We start from the raw sequence: 9,522 nt of genomic DNA on the forward strand, positions 1-9,522 counted from the left end.
CGCCGGGTTCGTTACCGCGCCGTTGGCGGCGGAGTCGAACATGTCGCCGTACTTGCGGAGGAAGCCGCCCTCGTACTGGAGGTCGGGCGCTTCGTAGTCCGCGAGGCGCGCGTCGAGTTCGTCGTCGCTGAGATCGACGGAGAGTTCGCGCTCGCGGACGTCCACCGTCACCGTGTCGCCGTCCTCGATAGCGGCGATGGGACCGCCGACGACGGATTCGGGGGCGACGTGGCCGATCATCGGGCCGCGGGTCGCACCACTGAAGCGGCCGTCGGTGAGGAGCGCGACGTCGTCCTCGTGGCCCTGCCCGACGACGGCGGCGGTGACGCCGAGCATCTCGCGCATGCCGGGACCGCCGCGCGGGCCTTCGTTCCGGATGACGATGACGTCGCCGGACTCGATCTCGCCGCCCTGCACGTACGCCATCGCGTCCTCCTCGTTGTCGAAGACGCGCGCGGGCCCCTCGTGATGGAAGCCCTCCTCGCCGGTGACCTTGAGCACGCCGCCGTCCGGCGCGAGGTTGCCGGTCAGGATCTTGATCGCGCCCTCCTCGTGGAAGGGGTCTTCAACGGTCGCGAGGAAGTCCGCGTCGATCTCGTCGTCGTCCGGGAGATCGAGCGTCTCGAGTTCCTCGGCGATCGTGTTGCCGGTGACGGTCATCGCGTCGCCGTGGAGGTAGCCGCCCTCGAGGAGGCGGCGGATGACGACTGGGACGCCCCCGACGTCGTGGAGGTCCTTCATGACGCGCGTGCCACCGGGCTGGAGGTTCGCGATCTTCGGCGTGCGCTTGCTGATCTCGTCGAACTCCTCGATGGAGAGCTCAACGCCCGCCTCCGCGGCGAGCGCGAGGACGTGCAGGACGCCGTTCGTGGACCCGCCGAGCGCGACCTGCACGGCGATGGCGTTCTCGAAGGACTCCTTCGTGAGGATGTCGCTCGGGCGGCGGTCGTTCTCGACGGCGTCGAGGGCGACCTTCCCGGCCTCCCGGGCGACTTCGAGGCGCTCCTCGCTCTCGGCGAGCGGGGACGCGGAGCCGAGGGGCGCGAGACCGAGCGTCTCGCTGATGGAGGCCATCGTGTTCGCGGTGAACATCCCACCACAGGAGCCCGCGCCGGGACAGGCCTCGTGCTCCATCTCGACGAGTTCCTCCTCGGTCATGTCGCCGGACGCGACGCTGCCGACGCCCTCGAAGACGTTTTGCACCGTTATCTCGCGGCCCTCGTGGTGGCCGGGCATGATCGACCCGCCGTAGAGGAACACCGAGGGAAGGTCGGTGCGGATGGCGGCCATCATCATGCCGGGGAGGTTCTTGTCGCAGCCGCCGACGGTGACGAGCGCGTCCATGCGCTCGGCGAAGGAAACGAGTTCGACGGAGTCCGCGATCACCTCGCGCGAGATGAGCGAGGCCTTCATGCCCTCCGTCCCCATCGAGATGGCGTCGCTGACGGTGACGGTGCCGAACTCGATGGGCATGCCGCCCTCCTCGTCGACGCCGACGGTCGCGGCCTCGGCGACGTCGTCGAGGTGGACGTTGCAGGGCGTGACGTCCGCGGCGGGGTTCGCGACGCCGACCATCGGCGATGAGAGGTCCTTGTCGTCGTATCCCATCGCGCGGAACATCGCGCGGTGCGGGGCGCGGTCGGGACCCTCCGTGACCTCGGTGCTACGCAGCTCGGGGTCCTTCTCGGGTTTCTCCTCGGGGACCGACGGGGACGCTTCGTCCGGGTTCGACTCCGGTTTGCCACTCATTACCGGAAGGATACCAGCGCGCGGCCATAAACCCAGCGCGATGGCCGCGTGTTGTCGTGGGGCACCCGACGGCGCGACGTCGGGGCTTTCTTGGCGTTCCGCGCCGCCTGCGGTGGTATGCACGTCGCGGTCGCACACTACCCGGAGGGCGCGGGGCACGCCACGCGGATGCTCGCAATCGCGCGCGAACTCGAAGCGCGCGGCGCCACGGTGTCACTCGCCGGCGGCGGTCCCGGAAAACGCTTCGTCGACCTCCTCGGGTACGACGAGTACGTCCCGACGCCGGTCGATTACGTCGGCGACTATCAGGGATCGGGTGGACTCGTCGACACGCTCACGGGAAGCGTCCCGGCGAGCGCCCGACGCGTCCGCGACCTCTACCGGTGGCTCCGGCGCGAGGACCCCGATCGGCTCGTCACCGACGACATGTTCGCCGCGATGGCCGCGCCGCTCGCCCGCGTCCCCTGCTTCGTCACCACGCACAACGCCCCGGGGTTCTACGACGACGCCGTGGAACGCGCGGGCGCGGCCGCCCTCACCGCCTATCAGCGCGGCGTCGCCCGCGACTTCTACTACCCGACGGTGTGGCCGCGCGCGAGCGCGGACCCCGACGGCGTGACGCGCGTTCCGCCGCTCGCCCTCGACGTCGACGCCCCCGTCGTCGGTGATCCCGACGTCGTCGTCGTCCCCAGCACCTACTCCACCGCGCTCGACGAGAGCGTCGCACGGCTTCGCGGCGCCGGGCGTGACGTGACGCTCGTCGGCGGTCCGGAGTGGGAGCCGGTCGCGTCGATGCTCCCGACCCTCCGCGCGGCCGACCTCGTCCTCTGTCCGGGCTACTCGACGGTGATGGAGGCCGCGGTCGCCGGGACGCCCTGCCTCATCTACCCCTTCACGTCGGAGCAGCGCGGCGTCGCCCGCCTCGCGTCGCGCGCCACCGGCTTCCGGACCGTCACCTCGCCCGCCGAGGTCGAGCGCGCCGCTCGCGATCCGCCCGCGTCGCCGACCTACGAGAACGGCGCCGGTCGCGTCGCCGCGGCCGTCCTCGACGGATAATGCGAGCGCGTTGAGCAAGCACTGTGACGCAAGTGCGGTGACGCGAGCGCGGTGACTTGAGTGTGGCCGTCACGCCGGTGCGTCGTCGCACTTCTGGGGTCGCGTCCCCCACAACTGGTAAGCGCGGGGCGCGCTGAAGGGTGGTATGGCGAGGCTACCGTTCGGCGTGTCGCGCTTCGACGGGCAGATCGGGGGTGGTGCCCCGTCGGGGAGCGTCGTGTTGCTCGCGGGGAGCGCGGGCGCCGGCGCGCGCGAGTTCATCTACACGAGCACCGTGTTCAACGGCATGCTCAGGGACGACCCCGACCTCTTCGATCTCCACTACGGCGACCTCGAACCCGGCGTCGAAGTGCCCGACGAGGTCCACTACGTCTCCTTCTCGGCGAGTCGCGGGGACGTCAGCCGCGAGATCACGTTCTCGATGGACAACGAAATCGTCGCCTCCGGGCTCTCCGGCGTCACGTTCGCCGACCTCTCCGCCGAGTACTTCCAGTTGAGTCCCGTGCCCCGCGAGTGGTACGTCGACGAGCCGCGCAGCCTCGCGGAACTCGGCGATTCCACCGATCGCCGGAGCGTCATTCAGGCGTTCGCGGACTACCTCGACGAGCACGCCGCGAACAGCCTCGTCGTCGTCGACTCCCTCACCGATCTCGTCGGCAACGAGCAACACGAGCGCCCGTGGGCCGACGTCGTCTACCTCCTGAAGGGGTTGCGCAAGGCCACGCGGGAGTGGAACGGACTGATCCTCCTCCACCTCTCGCGCGACGCGGTCAGCGACACCGAGTTCGGCGAGCTGATGGCGTGCGTCGACGGCACCGTCCAGTTCGGCTGGGAGACCGGCGGCAACGAGCGCGTCCGGACGATGTTCGTTCAGGAGTTCCGCGGCGTCCTCAGCCAACTCGAGGAGGAGGACATCGTCCGCTTCGAGACCGAGATCCACGAGGCCGGCTTCGACGTCTCGAACGTCCGCAAGATCCGATGAGCGACGGCGAATCGGGCGACGAGGGATCGATCTCGGACGGGGCGGCGACGACCGATCTCCCGCCGCCCGAGGAGCGCGGCGTGCCGACGTTCGACGACGAGGGTGACGCGGGCGAGGCGAGTGACGCCGCCGACGCCGCCGATGCCGCCGATGCCGCCGACGCCGCCGACGGACTCTTCGAGGAGATGGACGTCGAGGGCGACCCGGCCGACGCGAGCGCGTGGGGGACGCCCACCGAGGGCGAAATGGACGCGGTCTCCGAGGCCGAGGACGCCGACGGCGACGCCCGCGTCGTCTCCGATCGCACCTGCCACGGCTGTCGGTTCTTCGCCGACCCGCCCGAACTCGGCTGCACGCACCCCGGCACGGAGATCCGCCGCGTCGTCGACAGCGAGCGCTTCGAGGTCGTCGACTGCCCGATGGTCGTCGACGACCTCGACGTCGAGACCGACGAACGAGCCGACGAGGCCGACGAGACGAACGACAGCGAAGGGGACACCGCCGACGCGGACGCGTCGCACGAGGGCGACGAGGGGGACGTCGGCGACGGCTTGATCGATCTCAGAGACGCGAGCGAGGGCGACGACGCGAGCGCCGACGAACCCCCCGAGGAGCCCCCTGACAGCGCGTCGAGCACCGATATCGAGGACACGAACATCGCGGATCGCGCGGGGAGCGGCGGAGCCACCGTGGCGACTGGGGCGTCTGACAGCGGCGTCGATCAGTCGGACTCGTCACGAGAGGGAAACATCGGGTTCGAGGGCGAAGAGGTCGGCGGCGACGCGTCGATCGAACCGGCCGACACGGACGGCGAACCGGCCGACTCCGGGGCGGAAATCGAGGTCGCGACGGGGATCGCGGCCGAGGCGAGCGACGAGAGCGACGGGACGGAGACCGAATCGGGCATCGAGACCGTGCCGGTGAACGAGGACTCGTGGGCGAGCGATGACAGTGAGGCGGACGCCGCTCGCGACGGGGACGAGAACGACGACGCGAGCGACAACGCTGAGACGATCGATCCCGACGAGATCACGTGGGGTGATGAGGAGGCCGATGAGACCGATGACGCGAGCGACGCGTCGCCGGGAGACGACACCGAGGATGACGACACCGGCGATGACGACATTTCGATCGACTGGGCGAACGAGTAGCGAAAGCGGGGGCTTTTCGGCGTCCGCGGCGTGGTTTCACGCATGCAGTTCTGCGACGAGTGCGGATCGATGATGCATGCGGACGGCGACGTGATGGTCTGCTCAAACTGCGGGCACGAGCAGGACCGCGACGCCGCGAGCGAAGCCGACTACGTCACGACCGACGCGCAGGACGAGGGCGACGTCATCGAGACGACCGAGAACGCCGACGACGAGGGCAAACCCACCGCCGAAGTCATCTGCGAGGAGTGCGGGAACGACGAGGCGTGGTACACCATCAAGCAGACCGGCGCGGCCGACGAACCACCCACGCGCTTCTTCAAGTGCACGGAGTGCGGGCACCGGTGGAGAGAATACAACTAAGACCCACCTGAAACTGCCGTATTAGGCACATACGTGGTTTTGGGCCTTGGCAAGATTGCATCGGTGTAGTGTCCCTTCGAAACGTTGGTTCGGGGTGACTTAGTTTTACCGACTGAGCTTAGCAATCCCTTCTTCGTCTTGTGGTTCTGGCCTTGAACAAGATGTTTGAGGTTGCTCGAAGTCTGTTTTCGCCCTCGAAACCAAGGCTTCTGGCACGAAGGACGGCCTAAGCGCTGGTGCGAACGCTTTTTTATACCGCAAAAAGCTCGGGGCCGATGTGAGATAGGCCAACCCGCCAGAAAAAATATTCTCAGATATTGTTCAGGCAAATGCGACCTTCTAAGTGGATTTCAGGTGTTCTAAGCCAATATGGGCGTATATAGAATACACCCGATGAAGGTTACTATCGGTTACCCGTTTAAAAGTGCCGACGCATATAGTATATAGGTGGAGGAACGGACAGACTTCAGATAGTTGTCCGTCTTCTGTAGTATGCGAAGTAACGAAATCAGACTATCTGACACTGAGAAGAACCGATTACACAACTACAAGACCGAGGAGTTTGACGAAACCGTGCCATACGGGTTCATCATCGGTCGTCTCTTGGACGAGGTGGAAGCGTGAAATATTACGTGAGCGTTGACGATGAGCTTGCTTCGCGCTTGAAGGAAATTGACGATGAGCTAATCACTGAAGCTCTCCGAGAAGTCGTAGAGGAAAACGGCCCGCCTGCCGATGAGCTGATGCACGCCGACTTGTCAGAGGCAGAGCGCAAGCGTCGAGAGATTCGACGGATTCGACGTCGAGGCACAGCGGTTGATACTCGGCCAGAGTACGATTCCTAATCGAAGTAGGGCAGACGAGTGAGCATAGCTACATCCCAAGCAACAGCAGTCACAACCCCGTCAAGCAAACGGCTTCAGAGGCTCGCAGTAGCCGCAGGTGCGTACCTCGGCAAAGACACGGGAAATCCATTCCCGTTGAAGAAGTCCGTCTACAGGCCGAAGCGAACGGCTATACGGACGACGAGATACGGGCGATGCTCGAAGCAGACGGTCTTTCTTCTGCCGACGAGATACGGGTGCCCGAACAGGGGCATCTCTTTGGCGAGTTATGGGCACCGCCGACCGTTGGAGTACCAACCCCTTCGACCCCAACCGACACCGCTTCGGAAACACTCGAAACCTTCCGTGAGTGGTGCAGGGAGAGAGCCGAGAAGGAAGCAAGCCACAGCTATACTCGCAAGAGGGCAAACCGTCGCTTCGCCAGAGCGAAAGACGTTGACAGGCACTTCATCAAGGAGTACGAGACTTTTTCGACCGTTCTCATCACCTACGATGCTGGCGTGCCCGTTGATGAATCGGTAGCCGAACACTCAAAACGGTTCTATCCCCGTGCAGTCGTGCGAAAACGACGTAGCATCTTGAAATCTCTCGGAGCTTACGAGGAGTACGCTGGTGTGTCTCTCCTTGCGCCAAAAGAAGGCGGCAGAGTACCACAGCCAAACGGCCCATACTCTCACGCTCATACCTTCCTCTGGATACCGGGTGAGGTGTCGGCAGAGGATTTCTATCCACTGGTCAAGAGACACATCAAACACGTTGAAGACGCGACCAAGGAGAACCACCCTCTTGATGAGGCGGTGTCCGTGCAGACGCACGACTCGTCTCAGGTGGAAACGCCCGTTACGGTGGACAACCGTGGGGCAAACCTTGACTGGAGGCGCGGGCCGACAACTGCCCTTCCGCAAGAGCTTGGCGCGAACCTTCCCCTACTCAGATGCCGGTTTGACGCCAGAGGTGCGCCCAAGTACATAGAGGAGTGGTGCGCTTGCCTTCGCTTGGGTATCGATAGTGAACTGTCCTCTCGTGGAATTACGCGGTTTCGTAAGCTCGGCAAATTCGATGATTTTGCGAACACCAAAAAGTGGGAGAGAAGATTTGAGTCAGCAGTGAGTCGTGCAAGGCGATTAGCTCTCAACCTCAGTGGGGAGATAGACCACGGTACTCAAGTGTGAATCTGGACTCCGAGATATAGCCGACAGAGAGCTAACAGAGGCTTTCCTAATGCTGACTATGATGGCCTTCCTAATCGGTCTAATTCCGCTTTGCCGTAGTGGCTGATTTCATAGACGTGGTATGGATTGTCGACGCTAGTAACTCGCTTTCGGTCGACTAATCTCCGCTTGTATAGGTCGCTCAGACTTGCGAAGGTGGAGGTGTCTGGTACATCATCCAATTCAGCGCTAATGTCTGATGCAGATGCGGGGAGGTCTTCGCCGTCTATCTTGGAAAGGACGTATAAGACCTTGTGATGATTGGTATCTCCCCGAATCTCCTTGAACGAGCGTTCGTCCTTAGACGAACTCTTAGACTTATTCTGGCTACTGGACTCTTGGGATGCCGTGTCTTCTTCTTCTTCAGCGTATGTCTCCTCGATTTCGACATAGATGCGGTCGACTTGTCCATCGAAGTCGTAACTCTGAAGAACTCCTTGGGCTCTGTTCAGGGCCTTGCTACCCTGAAATTCGTGGGTCGTCTTACCTTGTTCTGACGCCATACGTCGCCTTTTGTGGGCGTTTGCCATAATCGTTTCCCAATAATCGAGTTTGCCGCTCAAAACCGAAGTTGCTGAATCGCTCCGAGCCAAGCGCTGAAACTCGCAGGCCAACGGCTAAACGTGGCTAAAAGCTCTGTCTCAGTCGGCTACAGAGCGTTCAAAACCTCGGTTTTCCGTCGTTCTGCCGCTCCCTCGAACGTGGGGAGTCGTAATGTTGCTTAAGCATCTGCACTGTCGCATTCACTCGACCACTGATAGTGTCCCAACTGATGCCTTCGTCTCTCATCCGAGTAATCACAACACGGCGTAGGTCGTGGCATCCGATACTTTCGGGACAGTCCGAAGCGTTCTGTTTGGTGAGCGGTTCGCCGTCGTCGTCCGAACACTCACCACACTTCGTGAGTCCCGCTATGTCCCGATAGAGGGTGCTGTCGTCTATCCTCCCTGCCCAAGAAGTTAGGAGCGCATCACTCCCGTCGTTTGGTTTCGAGCGGTGTTCCTCGATGTAGTCGGTGACGACTGCCATAATCTCGGGCGAGATATTCACGTCTCGCTCACCCTTGTTTCCGCGCTTGAGTCTCACGCCAGATTCTTCGGGGCGATTGCGAATCTGGATGGTTCCCTTCCGTGGTTTCACGTCGGAGCAGTTGATGGATAGGAGGGCGGATTTCCGACAGCCGATGTGGTAGATGAGCAGAAACTCGACCATCTGCCGACTCGCGTAGTGGTGTTTGGCGAGATGGCCGATGATTTCCTCTGCCCGCTCGGACGAGATTCGGTGATTGTCGTCGCCCGACCGCGACTTTTCATCACCAGATACGTTCAGGTCGTTTCGCTTTCGGGCGATAGTCTCGCTAATCTTGTCGTCCCGTGGGGCACGCCATTCCGTTTCCGCCCACTTGAAGAACACTTCAAGCGTTTCGAGCTTGCCGTCTCGCGTGGTGCGAGCGTAGTCACGCCGCTGTAGCAACTGGTTCCAGCGGTTGATTTCCCGAGGTGTGACTTCCATCAAGTCGCTTACGTCTTGCGATTGGATGATGTCGTTTACCGTGTCTCGGTAGCGGGTGTAGGTCTTCTTCGAGAAGTTGCCCCGACCGTGGCTCTTGCCAGAGGGGAAGTCGCTCACGTCGGCCTGATTGCCTGCCTGCGTGCGTGCAACGGGTAGCCGGTCGTACCGTCGTTCCCTATCATCGTCGGGTTCCTCGAAGCTCACGCGAAGCTCTGCACGCTCTGCGAGGAAGTCGGTAAGGTCGCTCTCTGCTTGGTTTGTCTGCGGTTCGTCGGTCGAAGTATCAGCTGTCTTGCTCATAGCCCGTGCGGGATTGTTGCACTTAAGTGGATCCCCGACGCTGTCTGGCGATTACGCTCTTTCAGAGCAAACCCGCTATGACAGGACTCTGGTAGGAAAACCGCAAGACAGCGATGGGGTGATTCGACCGATGAATCTTTCCACACGGAGTATTCTCTCCTCGATAGGTAACTTGCATATAAGGCTTGCTCAGCCTTTATAAGCAACACCCGCTGAGCCACAATCTTGCAAGTGCACCGAGTGCGGGCACCGGTGGCGGAGTTATAACTGAACGACGACCTTTTGCTGCGCTTGAGCGCGCTTTCGGCGCGCTCTGCGCTGGCAAAAGCTCGGCCAAAAGCGGCGTCGACCAC

General features: G+C 62.7%; 8 protein-coding genes. 5 read left to right on the plus strand and 3 right to left on the minus strand.

Annotated elements, in window-relative coordinates:
• On the minus strand, nucleotides 1–1,749 hold a 1,749-nt coding region (gene ilvD / locus AOZ13_RS12155; protein WP_049934114.1), incomplete at its 3' end, for a dihydroxy-acid dehydratase.
• A 117-nt stretch (nucleotides 1,750–1,866) separates the two neighbouring features.
• Between ilvD and AOZ13_RS12160 the strand changes: the two genes are divergently transcribed.
• The 5 genes from AOZ13_RS12160 to AOZ13_RS14055 all read left to right on the plus strand — a co-directional run bounded on the left by AOZ13_RS12160 (nucleotide 1,867) and on the right by AOZ13_RS14055 (nucleotide 7,318).
• Nucleotides 1,867–2,805, plus strand: a complete 939-nt coding sequence (locus tag AOZ13_RS12160) for a glycosyltransferase (protein WP_021780721.1) — start codon at nucleotides 1,867–1,869, stop codon at nucleotides 2,803–2,805.
• Between the two features lie 145 nt (nucleotides 2,806–2,950).
• Nucleotides 2,951–3,787: an RAD55 family ATPase gene (locus AOZ13_RS12165; protein ID WP_044958037.1), complete on the plus strand. Its 837-nt coding sequence runs from the start codon at nucleotides 2,951–2,953 to the stop codon at nucleotides 3,785–3,787.
• Nucleotides 3,784–4,938: a peptidoglycan bound protein gene (locus tag AOZ13_RS12170; protein WP_021780722.1), complete on the plus strand. Its 1,155-nt coding sequence runs from the start codon at nucleotides 3,784–3,786 to the stop codon at nucleotides 4,936–4,938. The genes AOZ13_RS12165 and AOZ13_RS12170 overlap by 4 nt, the downstream gene beginning before the upstream one ends.
• A gap of 42 nt (nucleotides 4,939–4,980) precedes the next feature.
• On the plus strand, nucleotides 4,981–5,301 hold the full coding sequence (locus tag AOZ13_RS12175; RefSeq protein ID WP_020222124.1) for a transcription factor S: 321 nt from the start codon (nucleotides 4,981–4,983) through the stop codon (nucleotides 5,299–5,301).
• A 1,039-nt stretch (nucleotides 5,302–6,340) separates the two neighbouring features.
• Nucleotides 6,341–7,318 (plus strand): hypothetical protein, encoded by a 978-nt coding sequence (locus AOZ13_RS14055; RefSeq protein ID WP_148286750.1) that lies wholly within the window; start codon nucleotides 6,341–6,343, stop codon nucleotides 7,316–7,318.
• A 56-nt stretch (nucleotides 7,319–7,374) separates the two neighbouring features.
• Here the strand turns inward: AOZ13_RS14055 and AOZ13_RS14060 are convergent, their stop codons facing one another.
• Both AOZ13_RS14060 and AOZ13_RS12190 read right to left on the minus strand, forming a co-directional pair.
• Entirely contained in the window at nucleotides 7,375–7,860 is a 486-nt protein-coding gene (locus AOZ13_RS14060) for a hypothetical protein (RefSeq protein ID WP_148286749.1), read from the minus strand.
• 157 nt (nucleotides 7,861–8,017) lie between these two features.
• The gene (locus AOZ13_RS12190) at nucleotides 8,018–9,169 is read right to left on the minus strand and encodes a tyrosine-type recombinase/integrase (RefSeq protein WP_020222120.1); all 1,152 of its coding nucleotides are present in this window, start codon (nucleotides 9,167–9,169) and stop codon (nucleotides 8,018–8,020) included.
• Between the last annotated feature and the right edge of the window lie 353 nt (nucleotides 9,170–9,522).

Source organism: Halarchaeum acidiphilum MH1-52-1 (assembly GCF_000474235.1).
Taxonomy (GTDB): Archaea; Halobacteriota; Halobacteria; order Halobacteriales; family Halobacteriaceae; genus Halarchaeum; species Halarchaeum acidiphilum.